This is a genomic window from Streptococcus sp. 2022WUSS135 (genome assembly GCF_044427045.1).
GTDB classification, from domain to species: domain Bacteria; phylum Bacillota; class Bacilli; order Lactobacillales; family Streptococcaceae; genus Streptococcus; species Streptococcus hashimotonensis.
Genome location: NZ_JAOTGL010000005.1, coordinates 1 through 17,506 on the forward strand (window position 1 = coordinate 1; position 17,506 = coordinate 17,506).

Annotated in this window: 21 protein-coding genes and 1 pseudogene; 10 read left to right on the forward strand and 12 right to left on the reverse strand. The window is 41.1% G+C overall.

What is annotated here, in order from left to right; all coding sequences use genetic code 11:
* Positions 1 to 255, forward strand: a pseudogene (locus ODU45_RS02720) (IS4 family transposase); the annotation flags it as partial.
* 150 nt (positions 256 to 405) lie between these two features.
* Here ODU45_RS02720 and ODU45_RS02725 read toward each other — a convergent pair.
* Positions 406 to 1,311, reverse strand: coding sequence for an AEC family transporter (locus tag ODU45_RS02725; protein ID WP_398580717.1), 906 nt, complete (start codon positions 1,309 to 1,311; stop codon positions 406 to 408).
* A 403-nt stretch (positions 1,312 to 1,714) separates the two neighbouring features.
* On the opposite strand from ODU45_RS02725, the gene ODU45_RS02730 reads away from it, so the two are divergent.
* Genes ODU45_RS02730 through ODU45_RS02745 form a run of 4 tightly spaced genes read left to right on the forward strand, consistent with a single transcriptional unit; the run spans position 1,715 to position 4,572 of the window.
* Positions 1,715 to 2,032 carry a PadR family transcriptional regulator gene (locus ODU45_RS02730; RefSeq protein WP_002940906.1) on the forward strand — a complete coding sequence of 106 codons (318 nt, stop codon included), beginning with the start codon at positions 1,715 to 1,717 and terminating at the stop codon, positions 2,030 to 2,032.
* Positions 2,029 to 3,141 (forward strand): DUF4097 family beta strand repeat-containing protein, encoded by a 1,113-nt coding sequence (locus ODU45_RS02735; protein ID WP_398580718.1) that lies wholly within the window; start codon positions 2,029 to 2,031, stop codon positions 3,139 to 3,141. The genes ODU45_RS02730 and ODU45_RS02735 overlap by 4 nt, the downstream gene beginning before the upstream one ends.
* Before the next feature lie 11 nt (positions 3,142 to 3,152).
* Complete coding sequence (locus ODU45_RS02740; protein ID WP_136670392.1) at positions 3,153 to 3,731, forward strand: DUF1700 domain-containing protein; 579 nt, start codon at positions 3,153 to 3,155, stop codon at positions 3,729 to 3,731.
* Positions 3,718 to 4,572 (forward strand): DUF4097 family beta strand repeat-containing protein, encoded by an 855-nt coding sequence (locus ODU45_RS02745; protein ID WP_398580719.1) that lies wholly within the window; start codon positions 3,718 to 3,720, stop codon positions 4,570 to 4,572. The genes ODU45_RS02740 and ODU45_RS02745 overlap by 14 nt, the downstream gene beginning before the upstream one ends.
* A gap of 36 nt (positions 4,573 to 4,608) precedes the next feature.
* Here ODU45_RS02745 and ODU45_RS02750 read toward each other — a convergent pair whose 3' ends face one another.
* Positions 4,609 to 4,968 (reverse strand): DUF1304 domain-containing protein, encoded by a 360-nt coding sequence (locus tag ODU45_RS02750; RefSeq protein ID WP_398580720.1) that lies wholly within the window; start codon positions 4,966 to 4,968, stop codon positions 4,609 to 4,611.
* A 19-nt stretch (positions 4,969 to 4,987) separates the two neighbouring features.
* A complete protein-coding gene (locus ODU45_RS02755) occupies positions 4,988 to 5,413 on the reverse strand; it encodes a MarR family winged helix-turn-helix transcriptional regulator (protein ID WP_253212830.1) in 426 nt (141 codons plus the stop codon).
* A 162-nt stretch (positions 5,414 to 5,575) separates the two neighbouring features.
* Between ODU45_RS02755 and ODU45_RS02760 the strand changes: the two genes are divergently transcribed.
* The 3 genes from ODU45_RS02760 to ODU45_RS02770 are packed head-to-tail and all read left to right on the forward strand — an operon-like array spanning position 5,576 to position 8,085.
* Positions 5,576 to 6,334 carry a threonine/serine exporter family protein gene (locus ODU45_RS02760; protein ID WP_105151258.1) on the forward strand — a complete coding sequence of 253 codons (759 nt, stop codon included), beginning with the start codon at positions 5,576 to 5,578 and terminating at the stop codon, positions 6,332 to 6,334.
* Between the two features lie 3 nt (positions 6,335 to 6,337).
* Entirely contained in the window at positions 6,338 to 6,790 is a 453-nt protein-coding gene (locus ODU45_RS02765; protein WP_024400719.1) for a threonine/serine exporter family protein, read from the forward strand.
* A 56-nt stretch (positions 6,791 to 6,846) separates the two neighbouring features.
* A complete protein-coding gene (locus tag ODU45_RS02770; protein ID WP_398580721.1) occupies positions 6,847 to 8,085 on the forward strand; it encodes a cation diffusion facilitator family transporter in 1,239 nt (412 codons plus the stop codon).
* A 282-nt stretch (positions 8,086 to 8,367) separates the two neighbouring features.
* Here ODU45_RS02770 and ODU45_RS02775 read toward each other — a convergent pair whose 3' ends face one another.
* Genes ODU45_RS02775 through folE form a run of 5 tightly spaced genes read right to left on the reverse strand, consistent with a single transcriptional unit; the run spans position 8,368 to position 11,953 of the window.
* On the reverse strand, positions 8,368 to 9,678 hold the full coding sequence (locus ODU45_RS02775) for a GntP family permease (protein ID WP_398580722.1): 1,311 nt from the start codon (positions 9,676 to 9,678) through the stop codon (positions 8,368 to 8,370).
* 50 nt (positions 9,679 to 9,728) lie between these two features.
* Positions 9,729 to 10,217, reverse strand: a complete 489-nt coding sequence (gene folK / locus ODU45_RS02780) for a 2-amino-4-hydroxy-6-hydroxymethyldihydropteridine diphosphokinase (RefSeq protein WP_398580723.1) — start codon at positions 10,215 to 10,217, stop codon at positions 9,729 to 9,731.
* Positions 10,214 to 10,576 carry a dihydroneopterin aldolase gene (gene folB / locus ODU45_RS02785; protein WP_398580724.1) on the reverse strand — a complete coding sequence of 121 codons (363 nt, stop codon included), beginning with the start codon at positions 10,574 to 10,576 and terminating at the stop codon, positions 10,214 to 10,216. Before folB ends, folK begins: the two co-directional genes overlap by 4 nt.
* Positions 10,569 to 11,381 carry a dihydropteroate synthase gene (folP, locus tag ODU45_RS02790; RefSeq protein WP_398580725.1) on the reverse strand — a complete coding sequence of 271 codons (813 nt, stop codon included), beginning with the start codon at positions 11,379 to 11,381 and terminating at the stop codon, positions 10,569 to 10,571. Before folP ends, folB begins: the two co-directional genes overlap by 8 nt.
* An 8-nt stretch (positions 11,382 to 11,389) precedes the next feature.
* The gene (gene folE / locus ODU45_RS02795; RefSeq protein ID WP_002938082.1) at positions 11,390 to 11,953 is read right to left on the reverse strand and encodes a GTP cyclohydrolase I FolE; all 564 of its coding nucleotides are present in this window, start codon (positions 11,951 to 11,953) and stop codon (positions 11,390 to 11,392) included.
* 166 nt (positions 11,954 to 12,119) lie between these two features.
* Here folE and ODU45_RS02800 point away from each other — a divergent pair, with 166 nt between their 5' ends.
* Complete coding sequence (locus tag ODU45_RS02800; RefSeq protein ID WP_024400725.1) at positions 12,120 to 12,602, forward strand: 8-oxo-dGTP diphosphatase; 483 nt, start codon at positions 12,120 to 12,122, stop codon at positions 12,600 to 12,602.
* Positions 12,603 to 12,819: 217 nt separating this feature from the next.
* Here the strand turns inward: ODU45_RS02800 and ODU45_RS02805 are convergent, their stop codons facing one another.
* Both ODU45_RS02805 and ODU45_RS02810 read right to left on the reverse strand, forming a co-directional pair.
* Positions 12,820 to 13,323, reverse strand: coding sequence for a DUF4956 domain-containing protein (locus ODU45_RS02805; RefSeq protein ID WP_398580726.1), 504 nt, complete (start codon positions 13,321 to 13,323; stop codon positions 12,820 to 12,822).
* On the reverse strand, positions 13,310 to 14,053 hold the full coding sequence (locus tag ODU45_RS02810) for a polyphosphate polymerase domain-containing protein (protein ID WP_398580727.1): 744 nt from the start codon (positions 14,051 to 14,053) through the stop codon (positions 13,310 to 13,312). Before ODU45_RS02810 ends, ODU45_RS02805 begins: the two co-directional genes overlap by 14 nt.
* Before the next feature lie 192 nt (positions 14,054 to 14,245).
* Here ODU45_RS02810 and ODU45_RS02815 point away from each other — a divergent pair, with 192 nt between their 5' ends.
* On the forward strand, positions 14,246 to 14,548 hold the full coding sequence (locus ODU45_RS02815; RefSeq protein WP_174853705.1) for a hypothetical protein: 303 nt from the start codon (positions 14,246 to 14,248) through the stop codon (positions 14,546 to 14,548).
* A 125-nt stretch (positions 14,549 to 14,673) separates the two neighbouring features.
* Here the strand turns inward: ODU45_RS02815 and ODU45_RS02820 are convergent, their stop codons facing one another.
* Both ODU45_RS02820 and pheT read right to left on the reverse strand, forming a co-directional pair.
* Positions 14,674 to 14,940, reverse strand: a complete 267-nt coding sequence (locus ODU45_RS02820; protein ID WP_136581391.1) for a DUF2087 domain-containing protein — start codon at positions 14,938 to 14,940, stop codon at positions 14,674 to 14,676.
* 54 nt (positions 14,941 to 14,994) lie between these two features.
* Positions 14,995 to 17,394 carry a phenylalanine--tRNA ligase subunit beta gene (pheT, locus tag ODU45_RS02825; protein ID WP_398580728.1) on the reverse strand — a complete coding sequence of 800 codons (2,400 nt, stop codon included), beginning with the start codon at positions 17,392 to 17,394 and terminating at the stop codon, positions 14,995 to 14,997.
* Positions 17,395 to 17,506: the final 112 nt, after the last annotated feature.

Here is a 17,506-nt window from a genome sequence, read left to right on the forward strand (position 1 = left end):
CGCTTTATCAATTTTAATGTTTGTAAATGGCTAACCTCATACGTTGCTATTAAAACATCAAAGTTAAAACAGGCTTATAAAATTTGTTTTTCAGACGCTGTTTATGCCTGTCGAAAATTTCTTAGAGAAGAACTTACTTCCTTCCAATTAGAAACCTACATTGCTAAGCATTTATCCATTATTCGACCCAATCGAACCTTCCAAAGAAAGATAAAAAGCCAGGCTCCCGTAAGCTTCACTTATAGAATATCATAATAGTTAAAAAATTGAGTTAAAAACTTCCTTTTTGTGCGCCCTAAATACAAAAACTATTCCCGTCTTATCATCAACTGCTCGGACGGGAATAGTTTCTTTAGCTACTTAAATGCTTAACTTAATGACATTGCCGCACACGCGGAGGCTTTTTTAAACGAATAGAAAAATAAGAAGAACCATCATGACTAGGCTGACCAAAATAGATAAGGAGTTAACATTGGCAGGTTCAGCTGAGCGACTACCTAACTTTAATGCATAAATTGGGGACATGACTGAAATCGGAGAGACTAGACAGACCAGCAACATGATTTTCATCGTTTTATCAATAGGTAGAAGAAAATAAATGACTCCTGCTATTAGAATATTCGCACCCAGCCTCAAAGAGAGAAGATGGACCAATCGACTAATTTCTTTCCAATTCAATTTTAAATCAAGCAAGATTCCCAACATGAGCATGGCTAAAAAAGGATTAGCGTTACTGGCTATCGTCAGCGCAGAGATAAGTTCGCGTGGAAGTTTGATAGAGCAGATTGCTAACGATAGGCTAACTAGATAGACTACTAGTGGAACTGAGCGTGAAAGACTCTTTATAAAAGTTGCAACGGTCATTCTTTCCTGCTCTTCATCCACACCAGCTGCGATACTGTAATTCCCACCTAGAACCATGATTGCATTCCCCGCATCAAATACGATGACGCTTAGTAGACTAGAGAGCGGAAAAAAAGCTTGCACAAATGGGAGTATAAAGGTTCCGATATAATAGCCTGATAACTGCATAAGACCGACGGAAGTCTGTTGACCAGACTTCTTTGCCTCCCAGTATCCCACCATATCCAAAAAAAGATTACAAAGAATCCCTAATAAAAAGGGAACGTATAAATCTATAGATACTTGGGCTGTCGCTGAAGCTACAAGGAGAGAAGCTGGTAGCGTAATATTCATCACTAAGCTAGAAAAGATTGTCGCATCCTCCCTTCGAACAATCCCTTTGACTTTTAATGTATAACCTAAACCGATAACAAAGATAAAACCAAGAGCACGAGCTATTATAGTCATTTAGTTTGCTTTTAGTACAAGGCAACGAGCTGCAGGCTGTACTGAAGTACGGCAAAGCGAGTTCAAACAATCCAGTGGAGTGTTTGAAGTTGGAAATAAGGAAACGGAGTTTCCTCTTACGTCGAAGTAATCAAAGATAAACTAGTGACTATAATTCAAGTTCATTCATGAAACTAGTCCAGCACATAGAAAAGAATTTTGATGATATATAAAAATTTTATATAATCGCTTGATTTTGCCAAATAATAGGTATATAATTTATATATAAAATAATTATACATAACCTTTCAGTTTGCTTTTAATACGAGGCAACGAGCTGTAGGCTGTACTAGCGTACGGCAAAGCAAGTTAACGAAGTAGTAAAAGATAAACTGGATGGCTATAAAGATAAAGAGGTGAGTTTATGTACTACCCCGTATCCTCTATCTTGATAGAATTTCTGGTCTTAGCCATCGTGGAAAAGCAGGATTCCTACGGCTATGAAATCAGTCAAACCATCAAGATAGTTGCTGATATAAAGGAATCCACACTCTACCCTATTTTGAAAAAATTGGAAAAGGCTGGCTATGTCACCACCTATACCCAAGAATTTCAAGGGAGAAAGCGGAAATACTATACCATCACTCCTGCTGGACGTGAGCACATCCCCTTCCTGCAGGGTGAATGGAATAGCTACAAAGACCATATTGACGGAATTATAGAAGGGAGCTTACGAAAATGACACGCGCAGATTATTTGAACCAACTGGAACAAGCATTATTTCAACTTCATCCAAGTGCCAGACAGGAGGCTTTAGACTACTTCAATGAATATTTTGACGAAAAGGATAACGATGAGGAAGCTATTATAGAGCTAGGAACACCTGATGAAGCAGCAAAAGAAATCATTGCCAATCTACCTGAAGATGCCCTAATCACCGAGAAAGACCAAGCAAGTCCACATTCATCTAAACCATTTGATTTCAACTTTGATTTTGACTTTCAATTTGACTGGGAGAATTTTTTCAACAATTTCAAACATTCAGCCTATCAAGCTAGAGAAAGGATTGAATTGAAGGCGAAGATTGAAGAATTACCTGATTTTTCAAATCTACAGATTGTTCTCGAAAATCAGGCTCTTAGTGTTCAAAGTTACGACGGAGAAGCTGTCTTATTGCACAATCCTGTTTCAGAAGATGGCAGCTACCAGGCTTTTGACTATCAACTAGTCCAAGATAGTTTGTACCTATCTAGCAAGCCACTCCCAGACCACCTCTACTTTTCCAACCAGCAAACCAGCTCTGCTATTCTCAAAATCCCTAAAAGACTCCTGCCCCTTACTAGTCTCAATCTGAGAACGACAGATAGCAGTCTGACGATGGCGGCTGTGCAGGCGAGCGAACAGCTAGTCATCAATGCTGAAGATAGCAGCATCAGCATGACGAAACCGAGCTGTCCAAGCTCTGCTCTACGTTTAGAAGACTCTACACTAACTATCTCAGATGGACAGCTGAGCGAGTTAAAATTGGAAGCCAGCGATGCTGTTATCACTCTCTCAAGCATGAGCCTTTCACATGCAAGGATAACATTAGAAGACTGTGTCTGGAAGTTGAAGGATTTTGTCCTTGAAAAGAGCCTTAACTGCCAGGCTGAAGATTCTGTCCTAACCTATCAACCAAGTACGGATATCAGTTTGGACATCTGGGAGGAAGATTCTAGCCTTAAACTTCCAAAGGATAAGGCGTTTACAATGATGAAAGAGGGTGACATCACTCATCTCAGCTACAAGCAAGAAAATAGCCCTGCTCAGCTAGTTATTCATTGTCAAGACTGCCAGCTTACTGTAGGATAAAGGAGGTTCCTATGAATCGCAAGGAATATTTACAGAAACTTGAAAAACATCTCAAACACCTACCTAAAGAAGATTTTCAAGATACCTTGGACTATTTCAATGAATATTTTGACGAAAAGGAAAACGATGAGCAAGCTATTCAAGAGCTAGGCAGTCCCAAAGAAGCAGCCCGTGAAATCCTAGCAAATCTCTATGATAAAGAGAGGATTGAAGATAAGCCAAATACAAGCAATATGGTCTGGTTGACCATCCTCGCTATCCTTGCCGCACCAATCGGCGTCCCCCTAGCAATCACTTTGGTCGCCCTCTTCATCACCCTACTCCTGCTCATCCTCAGTGCCTTTCTACTCCTAATATCACTTTGGATTGTCCTCCTCAGTCTAGCAATCGCCCAGCTTCTCCTCGCCTTCGACCTATTCACACTCTCATGGTCATCCTCTCTCCTCTTCACAGGCCTCGCCTTCATCTGTTTGGCACTCACCCTCTTGGGTAGTAAATTCACTCTAGACCTTGGAAGCAAAACCTTCTTGCTTGTTTTACACTGGATACAAAGAACGATCCGCAAAGGAGGCTATCATGAAACAGCTTAAGCCATTTACGAAAATCAGTCTGAGCCTGCTAGGTCTTGGAGCCATTCTAAGCCTCATCGGCTACTTTGCTGGCGGTTGGACAAATATGAAAACTGTTGCAGAAAACTATTTTCAGCCCCAAACAGCCAGTTTTAGTAACATTAGGGCTATAGAAGTTAATGAAAAACTGTCCATTATGCCCTCGCCTGACAAACAATTTCACCTCCACTATTACCGAAATCAGCACAAAGGCATTGACCTCCTCAGCCACCAAGTTCAAGATGGAAAATTAACCATTTCTAGTGCCTATCAAGGCATCGTTACTTATGATGGTTTACTCGAACCTATCTTAAATCTTGTCAATGACCAGAATGTTGCCTACTACCAACCTGTCTTACAGGTCCCTAAAAATAGCACAATCGAAACACTCTCAGGGAGCATTCAAGGAGATGTCTATCTGGATAAAGTGACTATTCAAGATTTCCAACTCTTTGTTGAAAATGGGGACATGTTGATTGAAAACAGTCAAATCAGCCTGAGTCGTCTATTACACATCAATGGAGAAGTAGCAATCAATCATTCCACATTAACAAGTCCAGCGGACATCACCGATACTACCGGAAGTATTCTAACTGTTGAGGATGGGGATTTTAAAGCTGAAAACCTAAAACTAGAAGGAAGGCATAGCATCAGCAATTACGATGGCTCAATCGATATTTCTCTTCATTCACAAACAAAAACAGACATCTACATAGATGCCAGTCAAAATAATAGCGGAATTGACCTTCCAAACTATATTATTCCCAAAGCTACAAATTACCTCTATATCTCTACACTAGATGGGGAACTGAATATTCGGTAATTGCAAAAAGCCCTCCTCAACGGAAGGCTTTTTAACTTATTTAAACAACAAAATAGAGATCAGTGCCAAGATGGCTGGTCCACCTTGGGTCAAGATAATTTTTGGACTAGATGTCACAGCTCCATAACCTGCTGCTCCAATAACAAACAAGACAAAAATAGTTGTAATTTCCAGGTTTCCTGTGAAAATTCCATATAAGAGGAAAATAGCCAACAAACCATTGTAAATACCTTGGTTTTTGAAAAGTGTCGTCACAAACTTACGTTGCAATTCATCCTTTGTCATATTAAAGACACGACTAGTAGAATCTGAATGGGTCGCAAAGGTTTCCAAATACATGATATATAGGTGCTCAATAGCTACGATACTAGCTAGAATAGTGGTAAAAATAGACATAATGTCTCCTCTCAAAAAATTATATAGGTAGATTTTGCAAGCCAATCAACAGTTTATCAAGAGTGGCTAGGAATTGCTCGCTCTCCTCAACGGTTAGAATCTGATTCATCGAAGCTTTAATAGCTAGGTGGTGAGCAGAAGGACTCGTGACTAGCACTTCCCTAGCCTGCTCAGTTGGCCAGACAAGTACTTCTCTCTGATTGTCAGGATTTCGCTTGCGAATGATATAGCCGTTCTCCTCCAACAATTTGAGATGACGTGTAACCGCTGCGCGGTCTATCTGAAGCCTCTCCTGCAAAGCCAACTGATGCAGGGGTGCATCTTTTAATAATGCTTGCAATATTGAATAGCGTGTCAAACTGATTCCCAACTGCTTTTCAAAAAGATTGGAAATCGTCTCATCTGCCACTTTCAGTCTGTATAACAAATCTTCCATCTCTTGCATTATCTACCTCTTTTTGATTGATTAATCAATCATTGATAAGTCAATTATACTACAATCCGAACAATTTTCAACTATTTTGCCTATCTATTAAAAAAATATGTTGCCTACACCTATATTTTGTTATAATTAAGAAAATAACTAGCAGAGGGATGGGACTTACTTATGGAAAACACTCCTAGACTAAACTTGGTCATAGATGTGCTCATGCTCGCTGGTGCCATTTTGGCACAAAGCGGTGCAGAAATTCACCGAGTTGAAGATACCATGATTCGGATTGCACACTCACAAGGAATTGAACAGGCCAATGTCCTTGCCATCCCTGCTGCTATCTTTTTCTCCATCGACCATACGAATATTTCGCGTATGAAACGCATCGTAAATTCAAATTACGACATGCAGAAAGTTTGTGACGTCAACCAAATCTCCCGTTCCCTAGCCAATAAAGAAATCAGCCTAGAAGACGCTTGGAGCCAATTAAATGCAATCAAACAACAAAAGCCACCTTATAACAATATCCAAATAACCTTAGCTGCCGTAGTAGCCGCACCATTTTTTACCATTATGTTCGGAGGTTCTCTTTTAGATGCAGCAGGTGCTGTCCTCGCAACGGCTTTGGCTTTCCCTATCTCACTGATTGTCGAGCGCTACGTTGGAATTGATTTTGTTACCACCTTCGTTGGCGCCTTTATCTTCTCACTTACCTCTTACTTATTAAGCGCAACCACTACTCTCCCCATTAATCCCAACTTAATTAACGCAGGGGCAGTCATGCCTTTTGTACCAGGGATTGCTTTTACAAATGCTGTAAGAGACCTTATGACCAATCATATCAATACAGGGATGACCAAATTTTTCCAAACAGCGCTTATTATTTTATCGCTCGGTGCAGGTACAACTGTGGCCTTTATGCTTGTGAGGTAATCTATGACACCAGTTAACTTCTTATTACAGGCACTCGCCTCTTATATCGCTATCGCAGCCTTCTTAATTGTTCTCAATGTTCAAAGAAAAATGCTAGTCCCTGGTGGACTCCTAGGCATGCTAGTCTGGCTCATCTATCTTTCATTATTAGGACCAACTAATGTACTGATTGCAACCTTCCTTGCAGCAATTATCGGATCTTGCATTAGTCAAATCATGAGTATTTTACTTAAAACACCATCTGTTATTTTTTCACTTGCTATCCTAGCACCGCTTGTTCCAGGCTATCGAGCCTACATGACCACGACTTATTTCGTTTCTGGTGACCACGCTCAAGCCCTAACCAATATCACTACCGTCTTAACTTTAGCCTTAGTCATTCCCATCGGTATGGCCAGCGGAACAATATTATTACGCCTTTATAAGGTTCTTCGAACAGGCAAAAAAACAGCCTAACCCCTTGAAAATAAGGGGCCTTTTTGTTAAAATGAAAACTTATCAAAGGAGATGCTATGAACCAAAACGTAACCAATTTAAAACTTGCTGAACGTGGTGCCTTGCTATCTATCGGTGCCTATATTATCTTATCAGGTATCAAACTCGTTGCAGGACAGCTCTTTCATTCAGATGCCTTACGAGCAGATGCCTTCAATAATATTTCTGATATTATCGGTAATATCGCTGTACTTATTGGACTAAAAATGGCACAGAAACCAGCTGATACCGATCATAAATTTGGACACTGGAAAATGGAAGATTTAGCAAGCTTGATTACATCCTTCATCATGTTTGTCGTTGGTTTCCAAGTACTCTATGATACCCTCCAAAAACTAATCAGCAATTCTTCTATCGAAGTAGACATTATGGGGGCCATTGTCGGAATCTTTTCTGCACTAGTTATGTTAGCTGTTTATTTATATAATAACCGCTTGGCAAAAAAAGTACGTTCCAAGGCCTTAGAAGCAGCTGCCAAGGATAATCTATCCGATGCAGTCACTTCCATAGGAACTTCTATCGCAATCTTTGCTGCAGCTTTCAACTTCCCTATTGTCGATAAAATTGCAGCCATCATCATTACCTTCTTTATCCTAAAAACAGCCTACGATATTTTTATGGAAAGCTTCTTTACCCTATCTGATGGATTTGATGAAAATTTATTGAAAAAGTACGAGGAAGATATTCTCAAACTCCCAAAAATCGTTTCTGTCAAATCACAACGTGGTCGGACTTATGGAGCCAATATCTATCTTGATGTTGTTTTAGAAATGAATCCAGACTTATCCGTTTATGAAAGTCATGAAGTGACTGAGCAGGTTGAGCAACTCCTAACACTCAAACATGGAGTTTTTGATGTGGATATTCACGTAGAACCATCTGAAATTCCACACGATGAGATGTATGAGCATGTGTACGATAAACTCTTCCGTTTTGAAACAGAGATACAAGCGCATGCTAATGGGTATGAAGAATTGATTGACGACCAGTATCTCTTAATTGATGCCAAAGGCCGCTACCGAAATAAAACTCAGATGCTTGCCGACCACCCCATCCAAACGACGTATTTATCCAATTACCAAATGACCTCCATTAGCCAAAATTCAAAATTAGTTACGTTTGAAATTGGTGATTATGTTCATACATCACTTTGGCGCCGTCATGAAAATTGGACTGTTATTTTCCATCAAATTTCAAAGAAGCAAGCCTCTCAGAACGAATCTACTGAAAAAATCTCTGATTTGCATAATCCATAATAAAAAATAGGAATTTTCCCTAAATTATAGGAAGAATTCCTCCTTTTTTAACCTTCCTTTTGAGCTATTATAGTCTTTTATACTCAATTTGTAGTTATTTAGTTTTTATTTAGTATATGATAAAAGCTAAATAACTATAGAAGATTAGAGCTTACTGTTTTTGGATTTCATTGATTATTATATTATAAAGAAAAAGCCTCTACCCGAATAAATATTGGAGTAGAGGTTTTAACTGAATGATATTGCCCATTGGCAGGGCTTTTATTTGTTTGTTAATCAATTCTAATATAGCAAAGGCGCCAACAGTAAAATCACAAGTAAGGCTAACAAATGCCCAACTGTCACTAGGATAAACGAATACTTGAGGCCACGTTTCATACTTAATTTCGAAAGATTGTGGAAGGTAATCATCACACCAGACTGAGGCATAACTGTCAAGATAGCCGATGCAACAACTACTACACGATGCAACAACTCCGGATTAATCCCCATTTCCAAATAGGCAGGAAGGAAATTACTTGAAGCAATACCTACCGCACCAGAAGATGAACCGATAATGCCACTAATCAATGCTGTCGAAACAGATAAACTGATTAGAGGTGATCCTGGTATTTGTTGAATCCATTCTTGAATGACTGCAAAACCTGCTGACAAGGTTAACACCGTCCCAAATGCTACGGTACTAGAAGTTGCAAAAGCAGGCACTATAGATGCTGTTGTCGCAGCATTCAAAATTTCTTTTTGATTTGGCAGATATGGATAAAAAATCAAGGCTGATAGAAGGATAGAAACCAACAAGCCAATTGCTAGGACATTCGGAGTTTTACTCATTAGGAAAATCGTCCCAATAAGACTGAATAGAGGCAAGACTGATAAAAATAGATTTGGTGTCTTATCAACTACCACTACTGCAGTTTCATCCTCTTCTTCCGTATACGTCTCTCCATTTGCTAGACTTTTCTTGAGGCAGTAGGCCATGTAGAGCAAGCCAAATACTAATAGCGTCAAGCTGGCTGCCAAACTGATAACGGGGGCCGCGGTCAAGCTAGTTCCCAAAACTTTTGTCGGAATGACATTCTGGATGGAAGGTGCCCCAGGAAGAGTTGTCATCGTATAGGTACCTGCTCCCAAAAAGACAGGAATCGGAAAAAGTGCCCAGTTGATATTCAACTCTTTAAAGAGTGGGCGTGAAAGGGGAAGCAAGGTAAAAATGACTACAAAAATACTCACACCACCATAGGTCAGAATGGAAGCAATCAAAGTGATGGCTAACAAGCCCTTATAGGGACTATCTTTTCCCATTACTTTCAAAATGCTATTGGCAATCGTCTGCGTAGCTCCACTTGCCTCCATATAACGTGCCAATATAGACCCCAACATAAAGATGGCAAAATTATTAATCAAAAAAACTGCTAAGCCCGCCATATAAGACTGCTCTTTGCCCAACATAACTTCCAAAACATTCATCTGATTGGTCAGAATGATGATTAAACTAGCTAGTGGTGCAGCAATGATAACATGTAAATTTTTTGATGTCCAATAAATAATGGCTACAATAGCCAATAAAACTCCTAAAGTTGCTAAAATTGTCATAAAACTCCTTTATCTATTCTATCCTCTAATAAACCTAGTATCAGAGGCAACTATTTGAAAATTTTTATATCTTTTTGTTCCCCTAGTTCTGCAAGTAAGTCCGATACCACTTTTTTCAAAATTGGGTGACGGTAATCAGAAGCAATCTCAGCAAGAGGCTTGAGAACAAATGCTCTTTCATGGGCGTAGGGATGAGGAACAATCAGATTCTCTTCTTGAATCTTCTCCTCATCCCAAAAAATAATATCCAAATCAATGGTCCGTTGTCCCCATTTTTCAATCCGTACTCGGTCCAACTCTTGTTCAATGTTCTGGCAAACGCTTAGAAAATCCTGAGCAGACAAATCAGTATACACTTGACAGGCTAGATTGAGGAAATCAGCCTGATCTGTCTTGCCCCAAGCTGGAGTTTCATAAATTTTAGAAACTAAGCCAAGCTGGCAACCTGGATGACTGGCTAATTTGTCTAGGGCTGCCTGTAAATAGGCTTGCCGATTCCCCATGTTCCCTCCGATACTGAGATAGGCTAGATGCTTCATGGTCGTTCACGCTCCAATTCAATTCCGACAGAATCATAGTGTCCAGCAATGGGCGGATTTTCCTTGTAAATGGCCAAGCGAATCTTCTCCACCTTTGGAAATTGTTCAAAAATTTCCTGACAAATAACACCTGCTACCTTTTCTATAAGGATGTAGGGCTTGCCTTCCACAACTGCTTTAATGGATTCAAAGACCATACCGTAGTGAACTGTGTCTTCTAAATTGTCAGTTTGTGAAGCTGCTGTCAGGTCAACAAACAAATCACAGTCAACTGTGAAAATTTGACCAAGAACTTGTTCTTCTTTGAAGGCACCATGGTAGCCGTAAAAGCGACATTTATTAAGAGAAATCTTATCCATGTTGACCTCCAGAAGTCAATTGGTCCCAAACTTTAACGATGTCACGGTTGGCAGCAACATTGTGAACACGGACCATTTTACAGCCTTTTTGGACTGCCCAGGCAGACAAGGCTGCCGTTGCTTGATCGCGGTCAGTCGGTAAGCTATTTCCACCAAGCAGATAATCTACCACGCGCTTACGAGATATTCCAAATAGAACGGGATAACCAAGAGCAGTAATCTGTTCCAGACCTTGCAAGAGGTCCAGATTATGTTGGACATTTTTTGAAAAACCAAATCCTGGGTCTAACCAAATCCGGTCTGCGGAAACACCAGCATCAAGTGCTGCTTGGGCACGCTCGGCTAGAAAGTTTTTGACCTCTATGACAACATCCGCATAGCTTTCTTCTTTCTGGTTGTGCATGAGAATAATTGGTACCTTGTACTCCGCAGCCAGGGCTAACATATCTCCATCATAAAGTCCTGCCCAGACATCATTTAAAATATCTGCTCCTGCTTCCAAGGCTGCACGTGCTGTGCCTGTTTTATAGGTATCGATGCTGACCAAACAATCGTAGTTTTCTTTGATAGCGCGGATAATCGGAACCACGCGAGCAATCTCGTCTTCTTCAGACACAAATGTTGCACCTGGACGAGTGGACTCCCCACCAACATCAATGACGGTAGCACCCTCAGCCAACAACTTTTCTACTTGTATCAAGGCAGACTCCACCTCATTATAGTGACCACCATCTGAAAATGAATCTGGCGTCACATTGAGAATCCCCATAATGGTTACTTGATTCGCTAACTGTTCGATTGACATAGAACCTCCTATTTATTGTGAATCATGGACAAGAGTTCACGGCGCAAGATGGCATCTTCCTTGTATTTGCCAAGGGCAACTGTGGTCACTGTCTTACTACCTGGCTTGCGAATACCACGCATACTCATGCACATATGCTCTGCTTCGACCATGACAAAAACGCCTTCTGGTTCAAGGGCATCTTGAAGTGCATGAGCCACTTGATGAGTTAAGCGCTCCTGCAATTGAGGACGACGGCTCGCCACCTCTACTGCACGCGCCAATTTACTAAGACCTGTCACACGCCCCTTACTCGGAATATAGGCTACATGTGCAATACCATAAAATGGGACAAGATGGTGTTCACACATAGAATGAAAAGGAATATCCTTCACCAAAACAACCTCTTCATGTCCCTCTGAAAAGACAGCTGTAAATTGGTCTTTGGGATCCTCTTCTAGGCCGTTAAACATTTCTAAATACATCTTAGCGACCCGTTTAGGCGTATCTAATAAACCTTCACGATTCGGGTCCTCACCCAATAATTCCAATAATTGATAAATTGTTTGTTCGATTTGTTCTTGTTTTGACATAGTGCATCCTAAATAGTTTGATGTTCTTATTATACCTCAAAAACTGTTTTCAGAAAAGGGCTTTCAATATTCTAATCCCAAAACTGTCCCCTACCAGAGCACCAAGCAGGTGTCCCTACTACCACCTTTGTGGTATAATAGGATAAATCAACTACAAGGAGCCTTTATGACCAAGAAACCCGTCCAACTCGCTACGATTTGCTACATTGATAATGGTAAGGAATTTCTTCTCCTTCATCGAAACAAGAAAGAAAACGATGTCCATCAAGGAAAATGGATTGGAGTTGGTGGTAAACTAGAACCTGGCGAAACACCACAGGCTTGTGCCATTCGAGAAGTCTTTGAGGAAACTGGGCTTACTGTAACAAAGCATGCTCTAAAAGGAGTGATAACCTTCCCAGACTTTACTCCAAACACAGACTGGTACACCTATGTCTTTAAGATAACTGGTTTTGAAGGAAGTTTGATTGATTGCAACGAAGGCGATTTAGAATGGGTTCCTTATGACCAAGTGCTCTCCAAACCAACTTGGGAGGGCGATCGCCATTTTCAAGCATGGCTATTAGAGAACAAACCCTTCTTTTCCGCTTGCTTCCGCTATGACGGGGATAGCTTGCTGGATTACAGCGTTGATTTTTATGAGGAGTAATTCTATAAATAGAAAAAGCCTTGGTTTTCAAGGCTTATTTTCGTTATAAGAATTTTTTCTTAGGCATTTGCTTGTTCAATACGACATCCAAGGGACCAGCTGATAATACTGTATCTACCAAACGTTTGTCTGTAATCTTCTTATCGAGGAGAACTTGATATTCTAAAATTAGTGCTTCTTTTTTCTTCTTGTATTTGAGGGAAATTAAGTCGGCTTGCTAGCAAGATTTACCAAATTGATTTTCAAAAAATTGATCATAGTCAAAATTCATTGGCACTGTCACCAAGAGATGACGACGATTTTGATTGACTTGAGCAAAGCTGATGTTCTCAAAAATCAAGATACAAGCAGATAGGATGACCGTCATAAAGACAGCCAAACCTAGGAAGCCCATTCCTGTCGCTAGACCGATAGCCATCGCTAAGAGGACTGCAAGCATTTCCTTCGAAGAACCTGCTGCTGAGCGGAATTTAATTAGACTGAAAGTCCCTGCTACCGCAACACCCGCTCCCAAGTTACCATTAACTAATGCAATGATAACAGCAATCAAAGCTGGCATTAAACTTAGTGTGATGACAAATTCCTTTGTATAATTAGATTTATATTTATAAACAGCCGCTAAGAGTACCCCCATGGCTAGACTAACTCCAAAAACCATGGACATCTGCGCTAAGGTAATATTGCTATTTGCCGTTGAAAAAATGCTATTAAACAGCTGCATGTTGGCTTACTTCCTCTCCAGTGATGTTGTGGGCAAGCTTATAGGCATTGCCATATTTTGAAAATGATTGTTTTTTGATCTGGTATTTTTCAAGCAAGGCTACTAACCATTCTGGTCGCTCTTCTGGAACTTTTACTTCCATGATTACTTTGGTTAGGTCTAATAGGTTCTTACCAAATTTACCTTCCACTGCATCCACATCGTAGTCTCGATACAGTAAGTTCTTATCGATTGTGAGACGAACTTTTTTGTCTTCGATTCCTTTATAGGATACGCGATCGTAGTAGATATACATCTTCGGCTTAATAGTCCCGTAGCGTTCTCTCAACATTTCGAGTTCTGAGGTTACCTTATCATCCTTGATTGTAGAATCAATCACTCCATTTTCGATATAATTTGTTACAGAAACAGGGTTTGAAGTTAAACGGTATTTATAGCCAATTTTATTTTCTTTTTTCTTGATTTCAAGAAAGGCTTGACTCGATTCAGATGGTGTCGCATCATAGACACGCATACGAATTTTCTCACGTCCATTCTTTTTGGCAAGTGAATCTTGAATCATATCAAAATCTTCATTATCAAAGTAGATATTGGTAATCGTTGATGTCGCAAATTCATCTGCCATCATGTACTGACGAAGTTCCTTTTCTAAAAATTCAAAAGTTTTTTTATCAACGATATATTTAGTCTCTTTACGCTTAAACTGCTTTTGTACGATTCTTGTTTTCATTATTGTGCCTCTTCTATCCTAAATTTTGACAGGTCCCTGTCTTGTTTACAAGATATAGTTTACCGACCAAGCTTTAAATGAAACTGAAAATAAAATTAAACAAAACTTAAACTACAATAAAGTTGAAATTCTTTTGTCACATTCTAATCTATGCTACAATAGTCCTATCAATAGTAAGGCAAGGAGAAACCCATGTACGAATTTGTCCTAGAATACGGCTCTTTTCCCGTAAAACTCATCGACGGTTTTGTCAACAATCGCTCAGAAATTCCTGATTTTCTCAAAGAAGACGAAGAAATGATTGCCCGATTGAATGAGATTAACGAACTCTTCCACCAACTTTTCTTAACCATCGAATGCAAGTTTGACTACATCGGCAAGCAATTCCCTGACAAGATTGAACAACTACGAGCACTCTATCATCCCCTGGCAGACGATTTACTAGCCAAGTATGGAAACCAGATAGAGTTGAATATTGAACCTTTTATTTTGTAATACTCAATGAAAATCAAAAGTAGCCTAGGAAACGAAGGCGAAGATAGAACTAGAGTTCATCAAGGCAAGTTGACAACGGATAATTTTGATTTTCGAAGAGTATAAGACAAAAGAGATGACCGCAATCATCTCTTTTTTTCTATTCTGTATTCCAAACCATACTGATCACGCGATAAGTAACCATAATCCACCAAGTAGCGTCTCAATATAGCATAGTCATCATAAATCTCAGCTAGAAAGGCATTAACCTCTTTTTCGGTGAATGTTGAACCTTTCTTAGCTAATTCTTCTTGTAAATAAGCAAACAAAACCTGCTTACTTTTCAGCTTTTTCGGAATGACAAGCAATTTCCCATCTCGGAAAAATTTTTCTTGAATATCTTGAGTACTCATATCTCCCTCCCAAAAATCCTAGCCCGCAGGCTAGGATTTCATAATATATACAAATTAACGAATCTCAGCACCAAGTGCTTCGAGCGACTTACTGATTTTCTCCATGTACTTCGCCACTTCTTCATCCGTCAGGCTGTCCGCAGGATTTTGGAAGGTCAGGTTGTAAGCCATAGACTTTTTACCAGCCTCAATATTGCTACCCGCGTAAACGTCAAAGAGGGTCACCTTGGTCAAACGATTGACACCGGCACCAGCAATCGCATCCAGGACATCCTGATGCTTGACATCACTGCTCAAAAGTAGAGCAATATCACGGCTAACCGCTGGGAATTTGGAGATTTCGGTAAATGGCTGAGCAGGCTGGAGAGCTTCTTCAATCGCATCCAGATTGATTTCAGCAACATATGTTTCAGGAATACCGTAGTCCTTAGCCGTTTGAGGGTGTACCTGACCGACAAAGCCGATTACCGCCCCATTCAAATGAATTTCAGCTGTACGACCTGGGTGCAGGGCAGCAATCTCACTGGTTGCCACAAAGTCAACTGCCAACTTATAATGACCAAAGATAGCTTCCAAGATACCTTTGGCATGGAAGAAATCAACAGGTACTGCTGGTGTCTGGAAGTCTTTCTCAGCCACCAAGCCAGTCAAGACAAGGGCAAACTTATTGATTTCTTGCGGCAGGTCCTCTTTTGGATTGCCAGACTGTTCAAAGATTTTACCGATTTCATAGAGGGCCAAGTTCTTGTTCTTACGAGCCACGTTGTAGGCTACCGTTTCCAGCATACCAGATACCATGTTCTGACGAAGGGCAGAGCGGTCAACGGTCATCGGCCACATGAGTTCGGTCACTGTGGTTGGACGAGCCACAAACTCCACAGCCTTTTCAGGCGTTGTCAAGGCATAGGAGATGATTTCTGTCAGGCCTGCACCTTCTGCCAGGCTACGCACTAGGCGACGGATTTTCTGGGTCAGGGTCAACTCACCTGCTGTTCCGTCCTCTTTCGGAAGAGTGGTCGGTAGATTATTATAGCCATAGATACGAGCGATTTCCTCTACCAAGTCTGCTGGAATGCGAATGTCCCAACGACGACGCGGTACTGCTACTGTAAACTGACTTGCATCGCCAGTTGTTTCCATACCTAAACGACGGAAAATGTCTGCGATTTGGGCATAGTCCAGATTGGTCCCGAGCGAGCGGTTAACGTAATCAATGGTCGCTGTGACTGGGACATCAGAAGTGTCCACGCTACCCGCAGAAACGATACCAGACAAGACCTGACCGCCAGCTAGTTCCGCAATCATAGCGGCTGCTGTGTCCATAGCCTCCGTCAAGGTTGACACGTTGATGCCTTTTTCAAAGCGAGAAGAGGACTCTGAGCGAAGGTTGAGACGACCTGAGGTCTTGCGGATAGACTTGCCGTCAAAAAGGGCAGCTTCCAGCACAACCGTCTTAGAGTTGTTGTCAATTTCTGTGTTGGCACCACCCATGACACCACCAAGGGCAACTGCCTTGTCCGCAACGGAAATGACGATGTCATCAGTAATCAAGTCACGCTCTTCGCCGTCAAGAGTTACCAAGTTTTCACCCTCTTTTGCCTGACGAGCTACGATTTTCTTACCGCCAAACTTGTCAAAGTCAAAGGCGTGCATTGGCTGACCGAAGTAGAGCAAGATGTAGTTGGTGATGTCCACCACGTTGTTGAGCGGGCGGATACCTGCGTTCATGAGCAGGTTTTGCAACCACTGTGGGCTCGGTGCGATAGTCACATTTTCTATGACACGGGCTGTGTAGGCAGTCACCTTGTCTGACTCAATGGCCACTTCAATCACATCGCTGGCCTTCTTGTCGCTTTCCTCCAAGGCTACAGGCTTGAAGTTGACCTTGCTGTCATAGATAGCAGCCACTTCGTGAGCCACACCACGCATAGAGAGGGCGTCGGCACGGTTTGGCGTGATAGACAGCTCGATAATCTCATCGTCGAGGTCAAGATATGAAAAGACTGGCTCACCTACGACTGCATCTTCAGGCAGGTGGTAGATTCCGTCCGCATAGACTTTTGGCACCACAGAGTCGGACACGCCGATTTCGCTCAATGAGCAGAGCATCCCCAAGGACTCAACTCCGCGGATTTTGCCTTTCTTGATCTTGTAGTTTCCAGCGATACGCGCACCTGGCAGAGCGACGATCACCTTGATGCCTGGCTTGACATTTGGAGCACCGCAAACGATTTGCGTAACTTCCTCACCGACATTGACCTGGCAGATGTTGAGGTGGGTATCAGGAATTGGCTCAGCAGACACAACCTGACCCACAACCAACTTAGACAGGCCAGCACTCTTTTGCTCAACCCCTTCTACCTCAATCCCTGTTGTTGACATTTTTTCAGACAAGTCATGGCTTGTCGCATCAAAGTCAACGAGTTCTTTTAACCATTTGTAACTTACTAACATAACTTTTCTTTCTTTATTTTTTTAGAAAACACTACTTTTTCAGCTGTAAACCTAGTGAGAGGAGTAGGTAGACCGCTATGGCAGCTACCGTTTCTCTCAAACAACAATTTAC

Excerpts from the sequence above, each read along its gene's own strand:
- ODU45_RS02750 (WP_398580720.1), bottom strand. The coding sequence starts at position 4,968 with ATGTCTATTTTTACCACTATTCTAGCTAGTATCGTAGCTATTGAGCAC.
- folK (WP_398580723.1), bottom strand. The coding sequence starts at position 10,217 with ATGAAGCATCTAGCCTATCTCAGTATCGGAGGGAACATGGGGAATCGG.
- ODU45_RS02745 (WP_398580719.1), top strand. The coding sequence starts at position 3,718 with ATGAAACAGCTTAAGCCATTTACGAAAATCAGTCTGAGCCTGCTAGGT.
- ODU45_RS02725 (WP_398580717.1), bottom strand. The coding sequence starts at position 1,311 with ATGACTATAATAGCTCGTGCTCTTGGTTTTATCTTTGTTATCGGTTTA.
- ODU45_RS02755 (WP_253212830.1), bottom strand. The coding sequence starts at position 5,413 with ATGCAAGAGATGGAAGATTTGTTATACAGACTGAAAGTGGCAGATGAG.
- folP (WP_398580725.1), bottom strand. The coding sequence starts at position 11,381 with ATGTCAATCGAACAGTTAGCGAATCAAGTAACCATTATGGGGATTCTC.
- ODU45_RS02805 (WP_398580726.1), bottom strand. The coding sequence starts at position 13,323 with ATGCAGCTGTTTAATAGCATTTTTTCAACGGCAAATAGCAATATTACC.
- pheT (WP_398580728.1), bottom strand. The coding sequence starts at position 17,394 with ATGTTAGTAAGTTACAAATGGTTAAAAGAACTCGTTGACTTTGATGCG.
- ODU45_RS02810 (WP_398580727.1), bottom strand. The coding sequence starts at position 14,053 with ATGAAAACAAGAATCGTACAAAAGCAGTTTAAGCGTAAAGAGACTAAA.
- ODU45_RS02765 (WP_024400719.1), top strand. The coding sequence starts at position 6,338 with ATGACACCAGTTAACTTCTTATTACAGGCACTCGCCTCTTATATCGCT.
- ODU45_RS02815 (WP_174853705.1), top strand. The coding sequence starts at position 14,246 with ATGTACGAATTTGTCCTAGAATACGGCTCTTTTCCCGTAAAACTCATC.
- folB (WP_398580724.1), bottom strand. The coding sequence starts at position 10,576 with ATGGATAAGATTTCTCTTAATAAATGTCGCTTTTACGGCTACCATGGT.
- folE (WP_002938082.1), bottom strand. The coding sequence starts at position 11,953 with ATGTCAAAACAAGAACAAATCGAACAAACAATTTATCAATTATTGGAA.
- ODU45_RS02820 (WP_136581391.1), bottom strand. The coding sequence starts at position 14,940 with ATGAGTACTCAAGATATTCAAGAAAAATTTTTCCGAGATGGGAAATTG.
- ODU45_RS02760 (WP_105151258.1), top strand. The coding sequence starts at position 5,576 with ATGGAAAACACTCCTAGACTAAACTTGGTCATAGATGTGCTCATGCTC.
- ODU45_RS02800 (WP_024400725.1), top strand. The coding sequence starts at position 12,120 with ATGACCAAGAAACCCGTCCAACTCGCTACGATTTGCTACATTGATAAT.
- ODU45_RS02730 (WP_002940906.1), top strand. The coding sequence starts at position 1,715 with ATGTACTACCCCGTATCCTCTATCTTGATAGAATTTCTGGTCTTAGCC.
- ODU45_RS02740 (WP_136670392.1), top strand. The coding sequence starts at position 3,153 with ATGAATCGCAAGGAATATTTACAGAAACTTGAAAAACATCTCAAACAC.
- ODU45_RS02735 (WP_398580718.1), top strand. The coding sequence starts at position 2,029 with ATGACACGCGCAGATTATTTGAACCAACTGGAACAAGCATTATTTCAA.
- ODU45_RS02775 (WP_398580722.1), bottom strand. The coding sequence starts at position 9,678 with ATGACAATTTTAGCAACTTTAGGAGTTTTATTGGCTATTGTAGCCATT.
- ODU45_RS02770 (WP_398580721.1), top strand. The coding sequence starts at position 6,847 with ATGAACCAAAACGTAACCAATTTAAAACTTGCTGAACGTGGTGCCTTG.